Annotated in this window: 18 protein-coding genes and 1 pseudogene; 15 read left to right on the forward strand and 4 right to left on the reverse strand. The window is 42.2% G+C overall.

Annotated features, from left to right (window positions below):
* Positions 1-10: 10 nt before the first annotated feature.
* Both HNY42_RS07990 and HNY42_RS07995 read left to right on the forward strand, forming a co-directional pair.
* Entirely contained in the window at positions 11-1,432 is a 1,422-nt protein-coding gene (locus tag HNY42_RS07990) for a glycoside hydrolase family 1 protein (RefSeq protein WP_255508279.1), read from the forward strand.
* A gap of 82 nt (positions 1,433-1,514) precedes the next feature.
* A complete protein-coding gene (locus tag HNY42_RS07995; protein WP_131972974.1) occupies positions 1,515-2,243 on the forward strand; it encodes a GntR family transcriptional regulator in 729 nt (242 codons plus the stop codon).
* A 672-nt stretch (positions 2,244-2,915) separates the two neighbouring features.
* Here HNY42_RS07995 and HNY42_RS16360 read toward each other — a convergent pair.
* Both HNY42_RS16360 and HNY42_RS08005 read right to left on the reverse strand, forming a co-directional pair.
* Positions 2,916-3,515, reverse strand: coding sequence for a YesL family protein (locus HNY42_RS16360; RefSeq protein ID WP_188004148.1), 600 nt, complete (start codon positions 3,513-3,515; stop codon positions 2,916-2,918).
* Positions 3,516-3,542: 27 nt separating this feature from the next.
* Positions 3,543-4,667, reverse strand: a complete 1,125-nt coding sequence (locus HNY42_RS08005; RefSeq protein WP_131972972.1) for a GntR family transcriptional regulator — start codon at positions 4,665-4,667, stop codon at positions 3,543-3,545.
* Between the two features lie 364 nt (positions 4,668-5,031).
* Here HNY42_RS08005 and HNY42_RS08010 point away from each other — a divergent pair, with 364 nt between their 5' ends.
* The 13 genes and pseudogenes from HNY42_RS08010 (at position 5,032) to HNY42_RS08065 (ending at position 20,013) form a co-directional block, all read left to right on the forward strand.
* Complete coding sequence (locus HNY42_RS08010) at positions 5,032-6,381, forward strand: ABC transporter substrate-binding protein (RefSeq protein ID WP_131972971.1); 1,350 nt, start codon at positions 5,032-5,034, stop codon at positions 6,379-6,381.
* A gap of 68 nt (positions 6,382-6,449) precedes the next feature.
* Positions 6,450-7,346: a carbohydrate ABC transporter permease gene (locus HNY42_RS08015; protein ID WP_131972970.1), complete on the forward strand. Its 897-nt coding sequence runs from the start codon at positions 6,450-6,452 to the stop codon at positions 7,344-7,346.
* Positions 7,347-7,418: 72 nt separating this feature from the next.
* On the forward strand, positions 7,419-8,261 hold the full coding sequence (locus tag HNY42_RS08020; protein ID WP_131973272.1) for a carbohydrate ABC transporter permease: 843 nt from the start codon (positions 7,419-7,421) through the stop codon (positions 8,259-8,261).
* A gap of 68 nt (positions 8,262-8,329) precedes the next feature.
* Positions 8,330-9,730 carry an arabinan endo-1,5-alpha-L-arabinosidase gene (locus HNY42_RS08025; protein WP_188004149.1) on the forward strand — a complete coding sequence of 467 codons (1,401 nt, stop codon included), beginning with the start codon at positions 8,330-8,332 and terminating at the stop codon, positions 9,728-9,730.
* A 496-nt stretch (positions 9,731-10,226) separates the two neighbouring features.
* Entirely contained in the window at positions 10,227-11,918 is a 1,692-nt protein-coding gene (gene araB, locus HNY42_RS08030) for a ribulokinase (RefSeq protein WP_188004150.1), read from the forward strand.
* Positions 11,912-12,610 (forward strand): L-ribulose-5-phosphate 4-epimerase, encoded by a 699-nt coding sequence (araD, locus tag HNY42_RS08035; protein WP_188004151.1) that lies wholly within the window; start codon positions 11,912-11,914, stop codon positions 12,608-12,610. The genes araB and araD overlap by 7 nt, the downstream gene beginning before the upstream one ends.
* Positions 12,611-12,643: 33 nt before the next feature.
* A complete protein-coding gene (gene araA / locus HNY42_RS08040; RefSeq protein WP_188004152.1) occupies positions 12,644-14,131 on the forward strand; it encodes an L-arabinose isomerase in 1,488 nt (495 codons plus the stop codon).
* 43 nt (positions 14,132-14,174) lie between these two features.
* A complete protein-coding gene (locus tag HNY42_RS08045; RefSeq protein ID WP_188004153.1) occupies positions 14,175-15,701 on the forward strand; it encodes an alpha-N-arabinofuranosidase in 1,527 nt (508 codons plus the stop codon).
* 154 nt (positions 15,702-15,855) lie between these two features.
* Positions 15,856-15,942, forward strand: a pseudogene (locus HNY42_RS16365) (hypothetical protein); the annotation flags it as partial.
* A gap of 15 nt (positions 15,943-15,957) precedes the next feature.
* Positions 15,958-16,959, forward strand: a complete 1,002-nt coding sequence (locus tag HNY42_RS08050; protein WP_131972964.1) for an aldose epimerase family protein — start codon at positions 15,958-15,960, stop codon at positions 16,957-16,959.
* Positions 16,956-18,125 carry a sn-glycerol-1-phosphate dehydrogenase gene (locus HNY42_RS08055; protein ID WP_188004154.1) on the forward strand — a complete coding sequence of 390 codons (1,170 nt, stop codon included), beginning with the start codon at positions 16,956-16,958 and terminating at the stop codon, positions 18,123-18,125. The genes HNY42_RS08050 and HNY42_RS08055 overlap by 4 nt, the downstream gene beginning before the upstream one ends.
* The gene (locus HNY42_RS08060; protein ID WP_188004155.1) at positions 18,122-19,069 is read left to right on the forward strand and encodes a glycoside hydrolase family 43 protein; all 948 of its coding nucleotides are present in this window, start codon (positions 18,122-18,124) and stop codon (positions 19,067-19,069) included. The genes HNY42_RS08055 and HNY42_RS08060 overlap by 4 nt, the downstream gene beginning before the upstream one ends.
* Positions 19,066-20,013, forward strand: a complete 948-nt coding sequence (locus HNY42_RS08065; protein ID WP_188004156.1) for a glycoside hydrolase family 43 protein — start codon at positions 19,066-19,068, stop codon at positions 20,011-20,013. Before HNY42_RS08060 ends, HNY42_RS08065 begins: the two co-directional genes overlap by 4 nt.
* A gap of 122 nt (positions 20,014-20,135) precedes the next feature.
* Here the strand turns inward: HNY42_RS08065 and HNY42_RS08070 are convergent, their stop codons facing one another.
* Positions 20,136-20,597 carry a hypothetical protein gene (locus tag HNY42_RS08070; RefSeq protein WP_188004157.1) on the reverse strand — a complete coding sequence of 154 codons (462 nt, stop codon included), beginning with the start codon at positions 20,595-20,597 and terminating at the stop codon, positions 20,136-20,138.
* Between the two features lie 351 nt (positions 20,598-20,948).
* A complete protein-coding gene (locus tag HNY42_RS08075; protein ID WP_131972959.1) occupies positions 20,949-21,473 on the reverse strand; it encodes a hypothetical protein in 525 nt (174 codons plus the stop codon).
* Positions 21,474-21,835 lie beyond the last annotated feature (362 nt).

Raw genomic sequence — 21,835 nt, forward strand, 5'->3', positions numbered from 1 at the left:
TGTGCATACGATGAATCAGATTGAAAATATGACCGGACGGACAAAAAAATATACCTTCCCGACTGACTTTTGGTGGGGAACGGCTGCTTCCGCAACGCAAATGGAAGGTGCCGCTGATGAAGCGGGGAAAGGCCCGAACATTTGGGACTATTGGTACGAACAGGAACCGAATCGCTTCTTTGACGGCGTTGGGGCCACGGTAGCTTCGAACTTCTATCATCAGTATGAGGAAGACATCGCCCTGATGAAGGAACTGGGACACAACTCTTTCCGTATGTCGATCTCCTGGTCCCGGCTGTTCCCGACAGGTGAAGGGGACATCAATCCGTTGGCCGTGGATTTCTATAATCGTGTCATCGATGAGCTGATCGAGGCAGGGATTGAACCTTTCGTCAATCTCTATCATTTCGATATGCCGCTTGCGTTACAGCAGAAAGGTGGCTGGGAGAGCCGGGACGTCGTCCTGCATTTTGTCGACTATGCTAAGAAATGCTTTGATTTGTTCGGGGATCGCGTGGCGAAATGGTTCACACATAACGAACCGATCGTCCCGGTCGAGGGTGGATATTTATATGATTTCCACTATCCGAACGTGGTGGACTTCAAAAGAGCCGTTCAGGTCGCGTATCATTCGATCCTGTCAAGTGCGCTGGCGATCAAGGCGTATAAGGATTCAGATCAGGCGGGCAAGATTGGTATCATTCTGAACCTGACGCCTTCTTATCCGAGAAGTCAGAATGAGGCGGACGTCCAAGCTGCTCATTTGGCGGACATCCTGTTCAACCGCTCCTTCCTGGATCCGTCCGTCTTAGGCAGCTTCCCGCAGGAATTGGTCAAACTGTTAGAAGAACAGGACGCTTTACCGGTCATGGAAGAAACGGACCGGCAGATGATTGCGACGTATACGGTCGACCTGCTCGGTATCAACTATTACCAGCCAAGACGCATCAAAGTGAAGGAGCATCTTCCGAATCCGGCGGCTCCATTCATGCCGGAGCATCTGTTCGATTATTATGAGATGCCGGGACGTAAAATGAACCGTCACCGGGGATGGGAAATCTACGAGAAGGGTGTCTATGACATCTTGACGAACTTGCGTGAGAACTATGGAAACATCGAGTGCTTCATTTCGGAGAACGGCATGGGCGTCGAGGGGGAAGAACGGTATCGTGATGCGGACGGAAGCATTCAGGATGATTACCGGATTGATTTCATCGCGGAGCATCTCAAGTGGGTGCATCTTGCCTTACAGGAAGGTTCGAACGTCAAAGGGTATCATCTCTGGACGTTCATGGACAACTGGTCATGGAGCAACGCCTATAAAAACCGCTATGGTTTTGTCGGGGTAGATCTGTCCAGTCAGACGAGAACGGTCAAAAAGAGTGGGCATTGGTTCAAGCATTTGATTGAAGAGAACGGATTCGTAAAATGAGGAAAGATAATCAGGGTATATCTAGCCCTGATTATCTTTTTTTGTTATATTGTTCTTATATGTCTATACATGGGGTGGAATCATGTCTACAAAAAAGAAACCAAAATATGAAAAAATCGCAGATGAGTTACGCAAACGGATTCTTAACGGAGGTTATGATGTCGAAGAGGCGATGCCGGACGAGATTCAATTAGCCGAGGAATTCGAGGTCAGCCGGATGACGATGAAACGCGCCTTGGAGATCTTAGTACTCGAAGGCATCATCTACCGGCAACGAGGACAAGGAACGTTCATCCTGCCGTCGAGCTTTTCGCAGGGAAGAATCAATGTATTGAACAAAGAATCGCAGGGCTTGACGAAGCTGCTTGGCGAACGGGCAGTCAAGAGTGAGGTCTTGCAGTTCGAGGTCCGTTTTCCGGAAGCGGAAGTTGCACGTCACCTGATGATCGAAAAGACGGATCCGGTCTACGAAATTCGACGTGTCCGTTACGTAGAAGAAGAACCATATGTCATTGAACATACGTTCATGCCATCTTCCCTGATCACCGGATTGACGAAAGAAATTCTGGATACTTCAATTTACCGGTACATTCAGGAAGAGCTTGGGTATACGATCACCAGCTCACACAAGATGATTCGCGCGGACAAACCGAATCAGTGGGACCGTGAATACCTCGGGAACGAAGAAACTGATCCTGTGATTGAAGTCGAACAAGTGGTGTTCCTCGGAAACGGAAAACCGTTCGAGTATTCATTTTCGAGGCACCGGTATGACAAGTTTGTCTTTACGTCTGTTCACATCGGTCGATAAAAATAAAAACACAAATGTATTGTGAAAAATTTAATTCTTATTTGAGGGTTATTAGAAAAATAACGGTAGGAATTAATAATGAAGTGATTATATTTTTCGGGTGGAACATAATTACCCCCTCCTTCCTGATTGATGAACTGAACCTTGAATGGTGGACACTTGATAAAAGCCCCCATTCAGTGTTCAGTTCAGAATGGGGCTGAGCTGGGGAAAAAATGATATTTGGTGAAAATGAAGGGAATTATTCTTGGTATTTTGATTTTTGATGAAAACTTGAAAATTCAAAAGTATGGTGTTTAGAAATCTCTGACGAGACTGCACATTTTGTAACAGAATCTTTTGAAGAACTACTACCAAATCTCGAAAAACGAGATAACGATGTTGAGCTATTATACGACGATGTATTTGCGGACTATCCTAGTATGGATGAAATTCGAGAAACAATTAAAGGAAATGATGAGGATGCACGATTCGAAGCGAACAATAAACGCTTTTTCTTGATAAAGAAAAGAATGACTACTTTGTCTTCAATCTGAAACACCTCCGATACTAGTACTTTTAAAAGTACTAGTATCGGAGGTGTTTTATGTTATCTCATAAATTTAGATTATCCTAATTGCAATAAAAAGGGAATTTTTCTTTTCTCTTCGTTAAAATTTAAAAATACATTTTTTATGTTTTCGATAATGTACAATTTAATTGATGAAGATACAACTTTGTTGTAAAAAACATAATAAAAGAGAAACCAAACAATAGGTAGAGAGGTGATTGATAAGCCAGGACAGCTAATGTTGCTAGTAAGAGGAAAGCAAGCAATAAAACGTGCACGTAACGAATAGTGCTAAAGAAAGCTAACTTCAAGACATCGATTTTTTTCATTTCAAAATGTGACAAAATCGGGAAAAGAAATAGAGAAAGAGCACAAAAGACCAAGCTAACGACGATGAGACCCGTAAATAGAATAGTCTGACCCGAGTCAATCTGACGAATGATCAAGAAATCGAATATCAAGAACAACACTATACACGTCCATACGATTCCGAATTTAAAATGCTGTTGCGTCGCTTCTTTAAAAAAATGAACGTATGAACGAAACACACTATAATCTTGATGAATGGACCACTGCCGAGCTACTGAGGTCAGAGCATACAGAGCTGGAAATATCGTAAAGACGGGTAATAGGGTTAACAGAAAAATGAAATTTAATTGTACGAGCCCAGTGACGAATTCAAGCAACTGAAATAATTTACTTTGTTCATGTTTTAAATTCATAATGGCCTCCTTGAAATTTCCATAAAATTAACCTAATTTGGATTCGAGACGATTGAAGGGTGCTGTCGAATTCCGAATGATAAGCTCAGGTTCATAGATGTGAGAGGGTGGAGCCTCCTGTTTTTCGACTGCAGCGATAATCCATTCTGCTGCTGCGCGGCCTAATTCTTGCTTAGGATGAAGGACTGACGTGAGCTTTACTTCTGTCGCGACCGCAAGAATCGAGTCATCATATCCGACGAGCGAGATATCTTGTGGCACTGATAAATGTAACTTTCGTAACTGATCCAATACGCTTAATGCAAGTTGATCATTGTAGCAAACAACAGCACTCGGTCTTTCTTCCGCATTCTCAAAAAAATATCCAATCGAGTCATAGAAACTCGGAACCATGTCTTCTGTTGTATAGGTAACGATCAGCTCTGGTTCTAAAGGAAGACCGTATTCACGAAATGCTCGGATGAAACCACTCATTCGATGGACACCCTGTAAATCATCTGTTTTGAATAGACCTAGGATTCGTTCATGTCCGAGTTTAATCAAATGTTCCGCCGCTAAAAATCCACCTTTTTCGTCATCCATTATGAGGTGAGCAGGTACCAATTGTGAATAGAACTGGTTGATCATGAGGTAAGGTATATGTTGCTGTTCTAGTTCCAAATAATACTTAATATTTGGATTATAGTTACTACTCTTCGTTGGTTCGACAATCAAACCGTCGATTTGACGATCAATCATCATTTCAAGGCATTGACGTTCTCTTTCTACATCATTATCTGTACACGATAAGGTTAACGTATAACCTTTAGAGGCTAAGTGTGATTCTATCCCACGGATGATGGAGGGAAAAATATAATCTGACATATAGGTCGTGATGACGCCGATGTTTTTTCCATTACTTATTCGTTCAATGGTTTCCGGAATGGGATTCGGTAACACATGGGAACAATAAGTTCCTGAACCTTGTTCGCGATAAAGATAGCCTTCATTGACAAGCTCACCGACAGCTTGTCGAATCGTATGTCGACTTACTCCGAAAGAGTGGACCAGTTCACTTTCCGGAGGAATTTTTTCGCCTGGTTTTACTGTTCCATCATTTATCCAATTAAGAATATGATCTTTGACCATACTGTACTTTGTACGTTGTGCCATGAGGCGTCCCTGCTTTCTTTCTTGTACCGGTATCAACTCATCCGTACAAGACATGATATTAACTTCATAGTAGCAAATAATTGTATGGTTTGCTACGAATATAAAGAAATAAACCAGATTTGTTGAATATATGTACGTACAAAAAAGGAAAAAATGACAAAAATCAAATTGACATGTTCAAATCCATGTAATAGACTCAAGTTGTGTAGAAAACGCTTTCATTACCGTTATGAAAGCTTTTTAGTCGATTTAAGTATAATGTTGTGTGGGCTTCGTTATACATCTATTACTTTTTATTAATTAAATATGTACGTACATCTTAGTTTTTTTGAATCCGAAAAATTAATCAATGGAGGAATTGACGATGAATCGTAAATCAAAAAAGATGTTTGCGTTAACGATGACTGCCCTCATGACAACTTCTATCGCACTTGCTGGTTGTTCAGGAGACGGAAAGAGCGCCGATGGAAAAGTGGAACTGACATTCATGTTCCGTGGAAATCCTGAAGAATTAAAAGCCTATAAAGCGACAGTTAAGCGATTTGAAGAAGCACATAAAGATGTCAAAGTAACGATGGTTCAGACGGCCCCCGATCAATATGATACAAAATTAAAATCTGCTATTGCGGGACGCAAAGTACCTGACGTCTTCTTCTATAATCCAGCGCAAGTCAAAGCGTATGTGAACTCGGGTGTGCTATTAGATATTACAAAAGACGTCGAAGGTTCAAAAGACATCAAATTAGAAGACATCTGGCAAAAAGGTGTTGATAAGTATCGTTATGATGGAAAAGCCCTTGGTAAAGGTGCGATTTACGGGCTACCGAAGGACTTAGGACCTTTTGCACTTGGTTATAACAAGACGATGTTTGAGAAAGAGAATGTTCCACTTCCGGATAAAGATAAACCCTATACATGGGATGAATTTGTGAAAGTAGCTAAAAAATTGACGAAAGATACGAATGGCGACGGAAAGATGGATCAGTATGGTACTGGTTTTAACGCGAACTGGGCACTACAACCGTTCGTTTGGAGCAACGGTGCAGATTGGATCAATGAAGAGGGAACAAAGGTGACGATCGACGACCCGAAATTTATCGAAGCCTTGCAATTCTTCGTCGACCAACAAGTGAAACATAAAATTACGCCTTCTATCGGTGAGACGCAAACACTGGATACGTATCAACGTTGGATGAAGGGGCAACTCGCGTTCTTCCCAGTCGGGCCGTGGGATATGGCAGCGTTCAAAGATCAATTGAAATTTGAGTATGATCTACTTCCTTGGCCAGCGGGATCAACGGGTAAGCCATCTGGTTGGGTCGGATCGCTCGGTATCGGTGTCGGATCTACGACGAAACACCAAAAAGAAGCGGCTGAATTAGCCATGTACTTATCGGCTGATCAGGAAGGACAACAGGAATTAGTCGATGCACAAGTCCAGTTGCCAAATAGCATGGAGATTGCAAAAGACTGGGTGGAGGACACATCCATCCAACCAAAGAACAAAGAAGAGTTCTTAGACTTGATCAATGATTACGGTCGTGGTTTCCCAGCCGAGAAAACGTACACAGCAGAATGGTACGACGAGTTCTTTAAAAACATCCAACCTGTCCTTGATGGTAAAACATCAGTCGAAGACTATGTAAAGAAAGAGCAACCAAAAATGCAGAAGTTGCTGGATGCTGCCATCGCACAAGAGAAACAGGCGAACTGATCAAAGGTTTTAGAAAGGGTGGTGTTTATCACCACCTGACCCTTTGACGTGGAAAGGATGGAAGAACGATGAAAACAAAAACGATTTCTAAGTTATATCGAACCGAGCAACGTTATGCCTACTTGTTTGTTGCAGCGCCAGTCATTGGATTCTTTCTTTTCGCATTATTGCCATTGATGTACTCCTTCTATGGCGCATTCACCAATTGGAATGGACTTGGACAAATGAAATTCATTGGTCTAGAGAACTTCATTAATTTGTTCCAAGATGAGTATTTCTATAAGTCGATGTATAACACGCTCTTCATGATGCTTGGTATTCCAATCGGGATCGTACTCGCTCTCATGCTCGCTTTAGCACTGAATCGCGGAATTTTTGGCACGAATACCTTCCGAGTCATTTACTACATCCCCGTCATTTCCTCTATTGCTGCTGTTTCGATTTTATGGCAGTGGGCGTATAACGGAGATTACGGTCTAGTAAATCAGTTCTTAGATCTGATTGGTATTGACGGTCCGAATTGGCTACAAAATACAAATACGGTCAAACCAGCATTGATTGTCATGGCCATCTGGAAAGGGTTAGGGTATACGATGCTCCTTTATTTGGCGGCATTGCAAAGTGTACCTAAATCCTACTATGAAGCAGCGAAATTAGATGGTGCGAATGCGTGGCACTGTTTTTGGTACATCACTCTCCCGATGGTCAAGCCTGTGACATTCTTCATTATCGTGACAAACATTATCGGTGGTGCTCAAATCTTTACGGAAATTAACGTCATGACGCCAACGGGTGGACCGGAGTATTCTTCTGCTTCTGCTGTCTTTTATATTTGGCAAAAGTCGTTCGGGAACTTCCAGTTGGGATATGCTTCGGCGATGGCACTTGTGCTAGGTCTCTTTATCTTCATCATCACGCTACTTCAATTCCGGATGAACGAAAAATCATCATTCGACATCGATTAAGCAACTAGCACCTTGGAAAGGAGAATAACCATGCAGTTAGCTCTTACGCGTAAAAAAGAAAACGTGGAGAAGATGTCAGTAAAGAAAAAGGATCGGATTACGGATGTCTTTGTCTTTGTCTTCTTAACGATGGGAGCGGTCGTCATGATCGCACCGTTACTTTGGATGGTATCGACATCCTTGAAGTCGAAAGAAGAGGTATTTTCGCTTCCACCGGTATGGATTCCGACTGACATATCGTTTAATAAGTATTTTGAGATTTGGAATATGGGTCCACTCTTATCAGGGATATCAAACAGTTTAATTGTTGCGTTGTCTGTCACGATCGTAGGAACATTTACTTCAAGCTTAGCAGCGTTCGCTTTTGCTAAATTGAATTTTAGAGGGAAAAATAAAATCTTTCTACTTTTGTTCGCCTCAGTCATGATTCCATACCCGGTCCTGATGATTCCACAGTTTATGATGTTCTCGAATATTGGATGGGTCGATACATTACTGCCGCTGATTGTACCTGGATTGTTTGGAAACATCTTCATGATTTTCTTCTTGCGTCAATTCTTGAACAGCATTCCGAACTCAATTATCGAAGCAGCTAAAATCGATGGTTGTTCGTATTTCCAAATCTTCTATAAAATCATCTTTCCACTGATCAAGCCCGCTGTAGCGGCACAATTGATTCTTTGGTTTATGGCCATTTGGAATGATTATCTAGGTCCAATTCTATATCTGAATTCACCTGAGAAACAAACGCTTCAACTGGTTATTGCAAATTTCAATGCATCTTATGCAATTCAAAGTGATTATCCATTAATCATGGCTGCATCCGTTGTGGCATTACTCCCGATGTTAATCGTCTTCATGATATTTCAAAAACAGATCATCGAGTCGATTGCCATTTCTGGTGTGAAGGGCTGAGGTGTATAGAGAGAAGAACACCCGTCTTGATTAAAGGCGGGTGCTTTTGATTGAAGGAGGAAACATGTATGAGAAAAATCATGATAGGAATAACAATGTTAATCCTTGTGATTGGCAGTTTTTTGTTTTGGTGGTCTACGAGTGCATCTATCAAAGATTTGGCACTACCAAAAGCACCTTTTGAAAAACAGATTTCAGATGTACGACCTGAAATACTCCATCAAGAGAACAAATGGACGACCAACTTTACGCATGATGGTGCCATTCTAAAGGAAGCGGATACCTATTACGTCTTTTCAACAGATTATATGGTAGGAAGTCCACCAAAACCTGGGATTCAAATACGAAAATCAAAAGACCTTATTCATTGGCAATTCGCGGGTCGTGTATTTGATCAAGTAACAGAAGAAGCCTTTGATTGGACAGGTGGAAACACATTCTGGGCTCCAGCCATTACGAAAATAGCAGGGAAGTTTTACTTGTACTATTCTGTCTCCAAAGTCGGGAGTCGTACTTCTTATATTGGATTAGCGACCGCTGCGCACATTGATGGACCATGGGAAGATAAAGGAGTCGTCGTAGCATCGAAAGACGGAGATGGAAAGACGGTGAACGCCATTGATCCACACGTTCTTCAAGATGAGCACGGTAAGTGGTGGATGACGTACGGTTCGTACTTTGGTGGTATTTTCTTGACGGAGATTGATCCGAAGGACGGTAAGCTCATGAAGGAATCCTACGAAGGTATGTTGCTCGCCAAAAGAAAAGATATGACGATGGGAATCGAAGGGCCGGAAATTCTCTACAATGCTAAAACAGGTTATTACTATTTGATGGTTTCATATGGATGGTTAGAAGATACATATAACGTTCGAATCGGCCGTTCGAAATCGATAAAGGGTCCTTATGTGGACTCCCGTGGGCGTGATTTACGTGATACATCAGATGAATCGTTTGATACTGGCGTGAAGATTATAGGTGGTTATCAATTTAGAGGAGATGATGGATACGTCGGCACAGGCCACGCTGCATTCTTAAAGGATGGGAAAGATACGTTCATCATTCACCAAGCGCGGCCTAATGAAGATATTTACTGGTCCCAATTGCAAGTTCGAAAAGTGTACTGGACAAAAGACGGTTGGCCCGTCGTCTCACCTGAACGCTATGCGGGAGAATCTGAAATTAAAATTAAAGACGCGCATATGGTCGGTGAATGGGACATCCTTACATTTCCCCGCTTTGATGATGGACAACAGAAATCGGAAAAAGTGACGTTGAAAAAGAATGGAAAGTTACTAAATGAAAAGGGATCATGGCGTCTGAAAAACCATATGCTTACACTTCGTGTAGGGCAAGAAACGTATGATATGCAAATGGGTGCAGCATGGGATTGGGAGAACTGGAAGTCGACGATAATTATGACCGGTATGAGTAAGGATGGAACTACTATTTGGGCAAAACGCTTATGAAAAATAAGAATGCAATGCTGAATAAGAGAAGCATATATTGAAACGAATACCTGATGTAAGAAGGGTCAACTAATCAAATGCGGATTCAAAAGCAACCTATCTTACTGTGTGCTTTGGTTTGAATTCTAATCTAGTCTCTGAATAATTAGACAAAAACAAATGGTGTTCATCATTAAATTAGTCATCTGAATGAACTAAAACTATTGAACGCAATTCAACATGTACGTACCAATAGTGATAAAATAGACATGAAAGAGTCTTGAAACAACCTTAAAAGTCTTTTTGAACAAAAAAATAGCCTTATTTACGAAAAAATAGTTGATTAATTGGAAATAATTGATACAATCATAGTGTAAGTTATACGTACAAATTTTAGTTTTTATTTTATTTTTCTACACATTTCTATCAATTGTCCGGATGAAAAAAAGGAGTGCCCACACACTTTATTTTTTATTCCGAAATGTAAGCGTATTCTTTTTGGAAGTAGGGTGATGAAATGTCTAAGTATACAATTGGAATTGACTATGGGACACAATCAGGTAGAGCGGTCTTGATCGACGTAGAAACAGGTTGCGAAGTAGCGACTGCTGTCAAAACGTATACACATGGTGTCATGGATAAATTTTTACCAGATGGAAAAACGCGTTTGGAACATGATTGGGCACTCCAGCATCCGCGAGATTACCTTGAAGTGTTAGAAGTCACCATACCATCCGTTGTAAAAAAAGCAGGTGTCCTGGCGGATCAAGTGATTGGTCTTGGTATTGATTTTACGGCATGTACGATTTTACCGATTGATAAAGACTTGAATCCGTTATGTTTCCGTGATGAACATCAACAAAACCCACATAGCTATGTAAAGTTGTGGAAGCATCATGCAGCCCAAGATGAAGCAGATGCTTTGAACCGGATTGCTAGTGAACGTGGAGAAAGCTTCTTGCAACGTTACGGTGGGAAAATTTCATCAGAGTGGATGATACCGAAAGTCTGGCAAATCTTAAATGAGGCACCGACTATTTATGCGGAAGCACATGAAATTTTAGAAGCGACAGACTGGGTGGTCTCTCAGTTAACAGGAAAAGTTGTACGTAATAGTTGTACGGCTGGATATAAAGCAATGTGGCATAAACAAGAAGGCTATCCTTCAAAATCATTCTTTAAAGCGCTGGATCCCCGACTAGAGAACGTGGTGGAAGAGAAACTCTCCAACGACATCTCGCCTATCGGAGCAAAAGCAGGTGAACTAACGAAAGCTTTCGCCGCTCGGATTGGACTTCTTCCAGGAACAGCCGTTGCGGTAGGGAATGTAGATGCGCATGTAGCCGTACCAGCCGTTGGGATTACCGAACCGGGTAAATTGTTGATGGTGATGGGCACATCCACCTGTCATATCTTGCTTGGTGAAGACGAACAAGTCGTACCGGGTATGTGTGGAATCGTAGAAGATGGCGTTCTACCCGGATTAATGGGCTATGAGGCGGGTCAGTCCTGTGTCGGAGATCATTTTGAATGGTTCACTGAAAATTGTGTGCCAAGCAACTATATAGAAGAAGCAGCTCTAAAAGGAATGAGTATCCATCAACTCCTGACGGACAAGGCGGCAGCACAGCGTGTCGGAGAGAACGGTCTGATTGCTCTAGATTGGTGGAATGGGAACCGCTCTACGCTTGTCGATACGAATCTGACAGGAATACTGCTTGGAGCCACCTTGCTCACAAAAACGGAGGATATGTATCGAGCGCTGATTGAAGCAACTGCCTATGGAACACGAACCATCGTCGAAGCGTTTCGGACAAGTGGCGTTCCGGTACACGAAGTCTATGCAGCAGGTGGAATCGCAGAGAAGAACACACTGATGATGCAAATTTACGCGGACGTATTGAATATGGAAATCAAAATTTCAGCCTCTTCTCAAACGCCAGCGTTAGGATCTGCAATGTTCGGTGCCGTCGCAGCAGGAGCAGAGCGAGGAGGATATGCCACGATCACAGAAGCAGCGACGAAAATGGGACGCGTGAAGGACAAGACCTATGTTCCGATTCCAGAAAATGTCGAGGTGTACGATGCCTTATTCGCTGAGTATACGAAACTGTATGATTATTTCGGTCGTGGAGAGAACGATGTGATGAAGCGTTTGAAAAAAATTAAAGCTGAAGCGTCACGTCAGAAGGGGGAACCCGTATGGTAAGTCGTCAATTGAAAGAAGAAGTACTAAAAGCCAATCTAGCTTTACCTCAACATGATTTGGTTACGTTCACGTGGGGCAACGTCAGTGGAATCGATCGCAATACAGGTTTGGTTGTCATCAAACCGAGCGGGGTGCCCTATGAGCAATTGACGATAGAAGATTTAGTCGTCGTTGATTTAGAAGGAAATATTGTAGAAGGTGAACTGCGTCCATCCTCAGATACACCGACTCATCTTGCATTGTATCGTGCTCTTCCAGAGATTGGGGGCATTGTTCACACGCACTCACCGTGGGCGACGAGCTGGGCCCAAGCAAAACGATCGATTCCTGCTTTTGGGACGACGCATGCTGATTACTTCTATGGAGAAATTCCTTGTACGCGGGAGTTATCAGATGAAGAAATCGAGGCAGCTTATGAGTTAGAGACGGGACATGTCATTATTGAAACATTGAGCGAACTCCACTTAGAAGCCGTTGCTGTACCTGGTGTGCTTGTCGCCAATCATGCTCCCTTCTGTTGGGGAAAGGATGCGGATGAAGCAGTGCATAATGCCGTCGTACTTGAAGAAGTAGCAAAGATGGGAATCCATGCCTTGAACTTGAATCCGAATTTGACACCAATCAAACAAAGCATATTAGACAAACACTATCTGCGGAAGCATGGAGCGAACGCATATTACGGTCAGAAATAATACCTGCTCATAGCTAGATTAGGGGGACTTTAGATGTTGACAGCAAATACGCATGAATTTTGGTTTATAACAGGAAGCCAGATGCTTTATGGAAAGGATGTTCTGCGCCAAGTCGAAACGCATTCAAAAGAAATGGTTTCAGGGTTAGACGGAGCCGACGTCTTTCGTGATCGGATTGTCTTTAAAGGAGTCGTCAAAAATGCCGAGGAAATTCGGCAGATGATGCTCCAAGCCAATGCAGATGATACGTGTGCTGGTGTCATTACATGGATGCATACCTTCTCTCCATCCAAAATGTGGATCAGTGGGATGCGCGTTCTACAAAAACCATTGCTTCATTTTGGTACACAATTCAACCGTGACATTCCATGGGATGCCATCGATATGGATTTCATGAACCTCAATCAGTCGGCACACGGGGATCGAGAACATGGCTTCATCACAAGCCGGATGAATGTGAAACGCAAAGTGCTAGTCGGGCATTGGGAAGATACAGGTACTCGCCAAAAGATGGCGTCTTGGATGAGTGTCGCCCATGCTTTAGCGGAAAGTAAAGTCTTGAAGGTAGCGCGTTTTGGTGACAACATGCGTAATGTTGCCGTGACGGAAGGCGATAAAGTTGAGGCACAGATTCGGCTTGGCTGGACGGTTGACGGTTATGGCGTTGGGGATCTCGTCACATACATGGATGCAGTGACGGAGACAGCGTTGGATGAGCTGATGGAAGAATATCAAACACGATATGAATTGACGAATAAAGGAATGAAAGAAGAAGCATTCCTCGCCTCAGTTCGCTACCAAGGACGCATCGAACTCGGGATGAAAGCTTTCTTGGAAGCGGGAGAATACACAGCTTTCACTACAACTTTCGAAGATTTACATGGAATCAAGCAATTACCCGGTCTAGCTGTTCAACGTTTAATGGAACAAGGCTACGGATTTGCGGGAGAAGGGGACTGGAAGACAGCGGCTTTAGTGCGTCTTATGAAGATCATGGCCAGCAACGAGCGCACCTCCTTCATGGAAGATTATACGTACCACTTTGAGCCTGGAAACGAGATGGTCCTCGGTGCACATATGCTCGAGATCTGTCCGACGATTGCTGTAGACAAGCCACGAATCGAGGTACATCCGCTCGGCATCGGAGATCGGGAGGCACCGGCGCGAATGGTATTCGAAGGACAGAACGGTAAGGCACTTAATGCCAGTCTGATTGATCTAGGACATCGCTTCCGCCTTCTAGTCAACACGGTGGAAGGAATCCAACCTGATGAAGAAATGTCGAACTTACCAGTTGCACGTGTTCTTTGGAAAACACAACCGTCGATGGCTCAGGCCGTTGAAAACTGGATTCAAGCTGGAGGCGCTCATCATACTTGTTACTCTTATGAAGTCACAACAGACCAACTGCGCGACTTTGCGGAACTTCTCAATGTCGAAATTGCTGTCATCGACGAACAAACGGAGACAGTCAGGTTCAATAATGAATTACGCTGGAACGAGCTGTATTATCGACCATAATCTATCGGGACCTGATCAGGTCCCTTTTCATGGAGGAGATATTATGAATAACCAACTCATTAAATCAACACTGAAGACAAAAGAAGCGACAACACAACTGATCGTCAATGCGGATCTACCGAGAGGCAAAATCAGCAAGCATATCTATGGGCACTTCGCGGAACACCTCGGACGTTGCATCTATGAAGGTCTCTGGGTCGGTCCGGAATCGCACATCCCAAACACGGATGGCATTCGGAATGACGTGTTAGCGGCGCTGAAGAAATTGAGTATTCCTGTCTTGCGTTGGCCTGGCGGTTGCTTTGCTGATGAATACCATTGGAAAGATGGAATCGGACCGAACGAGAACCGAAAACGGATGGTCAACACGCATTGGGGTGGCGTTGTCGAAAACAATCATTTTGGGACACATGAATTCATGCGTCTCTGTGAACTACTCGAATGCGAGCCATATATCTGTGGGAACGTCGGAAGTGGAACGGTTCAAGAAATGTCTGAGTGGGTCGAATACATGACATTCAACGGAGAGTCACCGATGGCGAACTGGCGTCAGGAGAATGGTCGCACGGAACCGTGGTCGCTTACATACTTCGGCGTCGGCAACGAGAACTGGGGTTGTGGTGGAAACATGCGTCCTGAGTATTACGCAGACCTGTATCGCCGCTATCAGACTTATGTACGAAACTATGATGGCAATCAGCTCTACAAGATTGCTGGTGGCGCCAATATTGATGACTACAAATGGACAGAGGTTCTCATGCGTGAAGCAGGTACGATGATGGACGGACTCAGCCTTCACTATTACACGATCCCGGGTGATTTCTGGTTAGGTAAAGGATCGGCGTTAGATTTCACAGAAGACGAGTGGTTCATCACATTAAAACGTGCTTATTATATGGATGAATTGATCACGAAGCACGGTCAAATTATGGACCAATATGATCCGGAGAAGCGAGTCGGCCTGATCGTCGATGAGTGGGGAACATGGTTCGATGTAGAACCAGGAACGAACCCAGGCTTCTTGTATCAACAAAATTCAATCCGTGATGCACTCGTAGCAGCGATTCACTTCAATATCTTCCATAAGCACAATGATCGTGTTCACATGGCGAACATTGCACAAATGGTCAACGTGCTTCAGGCGATGATATTGACGGAAGGTGATCAGTTCATTCTTACTCCGACGTATCACGTGTTTGAAATGTATCGTGTCCATCAAGATGCTGAACGTGTCGAACTAGCAGCCATTACACGTGACTATGTCACTAAACAGGAAGCCATTCCCGCGATAAATGCAACAGCTTCTCGTGACGCAGAAGGTGTGTTGCATATCAGTCTTTGTCAGCTCGATCACGAGAACGGCGATAAGGTAGAAATTGATTTGCGTGGTATCGGGATAATTTCTGAAGTATCGGCACGTATTTTAACAGCAGATCATCTCAATGCCCATAATACGTTCGAACAACCTGATTTGGTTTCTCCACGCGATCATGAAGTGCAGCTGACGGAAGAAGGAAAACTTATTTTTGATGTACCCGCAATGAGCGTCATTACGCTTACGGTTAGCTGAGATGAAGGTCGCAGAGACACGACGTTGTCGGACTTGTTCTCCCACAGCGCTAGAGACAGATTGGTTGTTGACGATTGATGCAGAAGTGATGCAACAAGTTACGGATGCCGAGTATCAAGAACGACTTCGTCAGTGTTCGACCTGTCCGTTTCATCAGGACGATACCTGTTTAAAGTGTGGATGTTATATCTCTTACCGAGCACGTCTTGCAACGAAGCATTGTCCTATGAAGGTTTGGTGAGAAAGGAGCAACAATATGGAACGACAGACAGAAGTAGTGGATCAGACGGCAATCATGCTTGAGAATGAGACGTGTCGTTTGCGTATCTTGACATATGGAGCTACGCTTCAAGAATTTTCGATACAAGATGAAGGATGGAAAAATCTTATCCTGTCTTACGATACGTTGGAAGAGTATATGGCAGATACCTATTACTTAGGAGCGACCATCGGGCGCGTCGCAGGTCGAATCGAAAACGGCGCATTTGATCTAGAGAAAATGACGTATCAGTTACCGCAAAACGAAGGGAATCATCATTTACATGGTGGAGACGGTCTGCACTGTCAGTTTTGGAAAGTAGAAGACGTGTCAGCAGATTTCCTAACCCTTCGTTACGTAAGTCCTGATGGTGAGAATGGCTATAAAGGAATGCTTGATATTCGGGCTTCTTTTGAGTTACTTTCTGATGGTGTGAGGATTAGCTATGAGGCAACCAGTGATACTGATACGGTGTGTGATCTGACGAACCATACGTACTTTAATCTGAGTGCAGGTAAACGTGATATTTTACAACATGAATTGACATTATCTGCTGATCGCTTTGCTGAGCTACGTGAGGATTTGATACCTACAGGAAAATTACTAGAGGTAGACCAAACACCATTCGACTTCCGATTAGGCCGAACCTTATCGGAAGGTTCTGCTTCGCATCATCCTCAAAACCAATTGGTCGGTGGTTATGATCATCCGTTTGTGTTCGCCGATCAACGAAAAGCGAAGCTCTATGATCCTGAAAGCCAACGCACATTGACATTGTTTACATCTACTCCCGCACTCGTTTTGTACTCAGGAAATCAGATGAATGAGGAGACGATGTTACGTGAAGGACAATCAAGAAAACATTACGGTGTATGTTTAGAGCCGCAGCATCTTCCTGACGCGGTCCATCATGAAGAGTTCCCTTCTATCCTATTAGCAGCAGGACAGACATATCGATGGGAAACGGTGTATCGAGTCGAGAAAGGAGTCAGTCGATGAACCTCGAACAGATTCAGGAACAGGTAGCCGCGTGCACATGTGGAAATCCGCATCACACCATTACAATAGAACAGATTAGTGCTTCAGAAAATGTTTGGCAATCGTTAGCCGAGTTTGTACAGAAAAAAGAATGGCGGCACCTTCTCGTCATCGCAGATGCAAATACGCAGGCTGTCGGTTATTCTCCATTGAAAAAAGTATTAGAAGAAGCGGGCATCGACGTATCATTCGTCTCACTTTCCTTGAACGAACAAGGGGATGTCTTAGCTGGTGAATTATCAGTTGTTCAAGTGTTGTTAGAGCAAGATGCGAGTGTAGATGCATTGATTGCACTAGGAACAGGTACGATTCATGATGTGACACGATTCTGTGCTGCAAAAACAAAAGTGCCATTTCTCTCGGTGCCAACTGCTCCTTCAGTGGATGGTTTTACATCGAAAGGGGCACCATTGATTGTAAGAGGTAAAAAGATCACCTATCAACTTGTTTCGCCGATTGCTGTATTTGTACCGAATGATATTATTCGCAACGCACCACAAGCTTTAGTGGCAGCAGGTGTAGGTGATATGCTCGGAAAATATACATCCTTATTGGATTGGCACTTTGGCGCTTTTGATGGAAATGAACCGTTTTGTCCTATTGTCGCTCGATTAACAGAACGAGCATTGTTTGCCTGTATGGAGGTTCTACCAGAGATCTACGAAGGAAAAGCGAAAGGTTTGGATCAACTCATGGACTCGCTACTCCTATCTGGAATTGCCATGTTGATCTTTGGTCATTCGCATCCCGCTTCTGGTGGGGAACATCACCTGTCTCATTACTGGGAGATGGATTTCATTACGCACCATCGCCCGGCAGTCTTACATGGTACAAAGGTGGCTGTCGCCACAATGGAGCTCATTGATCTCTACAGAACAATGATCCAGGAACGTTCTGATACGCCAGTGAAGCTGAACGATTGGGCACAACATATGCCGACTCGACAGGAGATGGAGTATATCTTTGGTGCTTTAAAAGCACCTCTTCGACCGGAAGAAATTGGTGTCTCACCCCTTCTGCTAGCAAGTAGTAAACAAGAAGCTTACCGATTGCGAGAACGGCATACACTTTTAAAACAGATGAGCCTACAGTCTACTCATTCTGAGGCAGAGGAGAATTCTTTATGAGAGAAGCAATTATAAACCCTATCGTTGAACAACGCGCAGATCCATGGATAATGCGTCACACAGACGGCTATTATTATTTCACAGCTTCCTTACCTGATTTTAGTGGGATTCCCCTCCGTCGAGCTCAGACCATTAAAGAGTTAACAGAAGCAGAGGAACAAATCATATGGACGAAACGTCCGACAGGTATCATGAGTGCTAACATTTGGGCGCCTGAACTGCATCATATTCAAGGGAAATGGTATCTCTATTTCGCAGCAGCACGTGAGGATGCTATTTTTGATCATCGTATGTATGTTCTTGAAAATAGCGCAGCTAATCCTTTGGAAGGTGACTGGATAGAAAAAGGGCAGATCAAAACGTGGCGAGAATCGTTTGCACTCGATGCGACAACGTTCGAACATGAAGGACATCTGTATTACATCTGGGCACAGAAAGATCCTGAAATTGAAGGGAACTCTAATCTGTACATTTCAGAAATGAAAAATCCTTGGACTTTAATCGGACCACAAACGATGATTGCTAGTCCGGAGCATCCATGGGAAAAGATTGGTTTTCTTGTAAACGAGGGTCCGGCTGTTTTGAAGCGACACGGCCGTATATACGTAACATTTTCAGCAAGTGCGACCGATCATAATTACTGTATGGGTCTTCTTAGTATTGATGAGACGGAGAATGTTCTGGACGTAACCCGTTGGAAGAAGCATCCGAAGCCTGTTCTTACAACAAATGAAGCGATCAGCGAATACGGACCGGGTCACAATAGTTTTACGACGCTTACAGATGGGACGGATATTTTGGTTTATCATGCCCGTAGCTATAAAGAAATCGATGGCGATCCACTATGGGATCCAAATCGTCATACGTATATACGACCGTTTACTTGGCAGGGAGAACTACCTGTATTCGAGAAGAGTTTAGCAAACGAGGAGGTAATACGATGAATCAGACAGAGGATCAGCATCTTATAGTAGAGCAACGAGCAGATCCGTGGGTGTATTTACATTCTGATAACTACTATTATTTCACGGCGTCCGTTCCTGAATATGACCGAATTGAATTACGTCGTGCCACATCGCTTCAAGAATTAAGTGATGCAACACCTGTAACAGCCTGGGTCAAACACGAAACAGGTCCGATGAGTGATTTGATTTGGGCTCCAGAGTTACATTATATTGATGGGAAATGGTATATCTATTTCGCAGCTGCAAAATCACGTGAGATTGTGAATGGACTCTTTGATCATCGGATGTTCGTACTGGAAAGTAGTTCTACGAATCCTCTTGAAGGCGAGTGGGTAGAAAAAGGACAAATCGAAACGGAATGGGATTCATTTGCGCTTGATGCGACTGTATTTGAGCATCGAGATGTTCATTATTTAGTCTGGGCACAAAAAGATCCAGCTATTGAAGGAAATTCTAATCTCTATATTGCAGAGTTAGAAAATCCGTGGACCATCAAATTACCACAAATTATGCTTACAAAACCCGAGTTAGAATGGGAAACAAAAGGGTTTCTCGTCAATGAAGGTGCGGCAGTATTAAAACGCGATGGTCAGATTTTTATAACGTACTCTGCTAGTGCAACAGATGAAAACTATTGCATAGGTATGTTAAGTGTTTCTGAAGAAGGAGATATACTCAATCCTTCCATATGGAAAAAAGTACTTAAGCCAGTATTTAAAACAAATATAGAGGCCGGCCAATATGGTCCTGGGCACAATAGTTTTACTGTGAACGAGTATGGTGAAGATGTCATTGTCTATCATGCCCGCACTTATACGAACATTGAGGGCGATCCATTGTATGATCCTAATAGGCATACGCGCGCACAAGTGTTTACATGGGATAGAGATATGCGACCCATCTTTGGTAAACCTTCTGAATAAGTAATAGAAATCATAAAAGGTATACATTTCGACGTCGAAATGTATACCTTTTATGATTTCTTGATTGTATAAGAAAGAGTAACACTGTTTTATACTTAATTCCTCATACTAGTTTTTAATCTTTAAGAAAGAAAATGATCTTTAAGAATGTATTGAAAACATCTAAATATAGCGCTTACTGCTAACGGTACTACAACAAGAATTATGCCCACTAGTACCAAACCTGGAGCATCGTCCATTTGCCCAATATAAAAAAATATCGGTAAAATACAAAGAGCTAAAAAGGCAATAAATAAAAACGACTTTCTTATCATTTGAGCCGATAAAAAAATCAAATCGATTGATTTAGAGCTTTTTGATATGAATTGTAATATACGAAGGCCATGAAAAATAGAGAATATTAAAGGTATTAAAGCCATATAAGCAACTAGCAATACTATATATCCGGGTTTTTCAAATATTAAAGAACTTGTTATTCCTTTCATCAGTGCAGAAACTCCATATCCTGCTAATCCAATTAAAAGAAGTAATAGTATGATAAGACATGTTTTTAAAAAAAGAATACTTTTTTGAGGTAACTCCATTTAATTTACTCCTTTCCTTGTTAGAATAAGCCTTACCTTCAAATCAAACTATACAACTAAAGTATAAAAGTTACATTGCACTTAAGACTGACTTTCTCAAAATAGTTAATGAAAATTACTGAGGGATTTTTTTCTACAAATGTCTATTTATTATGTTGAGTTTTTAAAAAATTTTTTTGTTATTCACTGTACTAATTCTTATTAAAAGAGTCGTAGAAAGTAAATAAATTATAAAATTAAAAATGGAGCAAAAAAGTATACTTTCTATTAAAGAAATAGATGAAATAAATAGAAAGCTCCATAATAAAAACATCTTTTATTTGTGTAGATACTCCATAAATAAAAGATGTTTTATGATGATGTATAAATTAACTCATTATTATTCAACTTGAAACCGAAACGAGTGAAACATTCAATAGATATTTTCCCCGAATCAGAGATGTGGTTGAAATTTCCATGAATGCTGAATTTGTCATATCGATTCTTGAAATCACAAATCAATGCTTCGAGCAAAAGTCCTCTCTCTCCGATTCCTTCTTTTCGAACATGAAGATCTAACAACTCAAACTCAGAAGAAGTAGAAGAATTTTCGATTCCTGTACTTATCAGCTGAACACTCATGCAAGACTGTGTATTTAATATAAAAGAGGGTTCAAGTGGGCCCTCGAGAAGAGTTATATAAAAAATGGATGCCGTGTATAAAGAATTTTTTGTGATTTGAACCAGTTGCTTTTCTTTATTAAAAGCCAGTCCAATCAACGTTTCGTGAGGAAGACAATTTAATTTTACCCTTCGGCTATCACATGTTTGTTGCCACTCGGATTGAGGGATCCAAGAATGTTCAAAGACAAGTAGACCTCTTCGAAAAAAACGCAAATCAAGTACCTCCAATATTTGTACATGTGTAAATTATACATGTTTATTAAAGTAATAAAAAGTAATTATTATATAAAATGTAGAAAAAAACTCATTTATAGAATGGTTGGTAGTAAAACAGTAGATAACTAGTTGACCGTGTATGGGTGGCTAACAATGATGTTGTAAACCGTATCTTAGGAAAATCTACTTTTCCACTGCGAGATTTTTAAATTACCTTCTCTACTCATGATCTCATCCTCCTTTTTTAAATGAGAGCGCTCTATAAATAGGCATTTAAAATTTCCCTTCCTTTTTTTCGAATTAAACATCCTCGATATAAATTTTCAGATAATACAAAAGGTACATGTGAACCTGTCTTT

The sequence above is a fragment of the Exiguobacterium sp. Helios genome, assembly GCF_014524545.1.
Classification (GTDB): Bacteria; Bacillota; Bacilli; order Exiguobacteriales; family Exiguobacteriaceae; genus Exiguobacterium_A.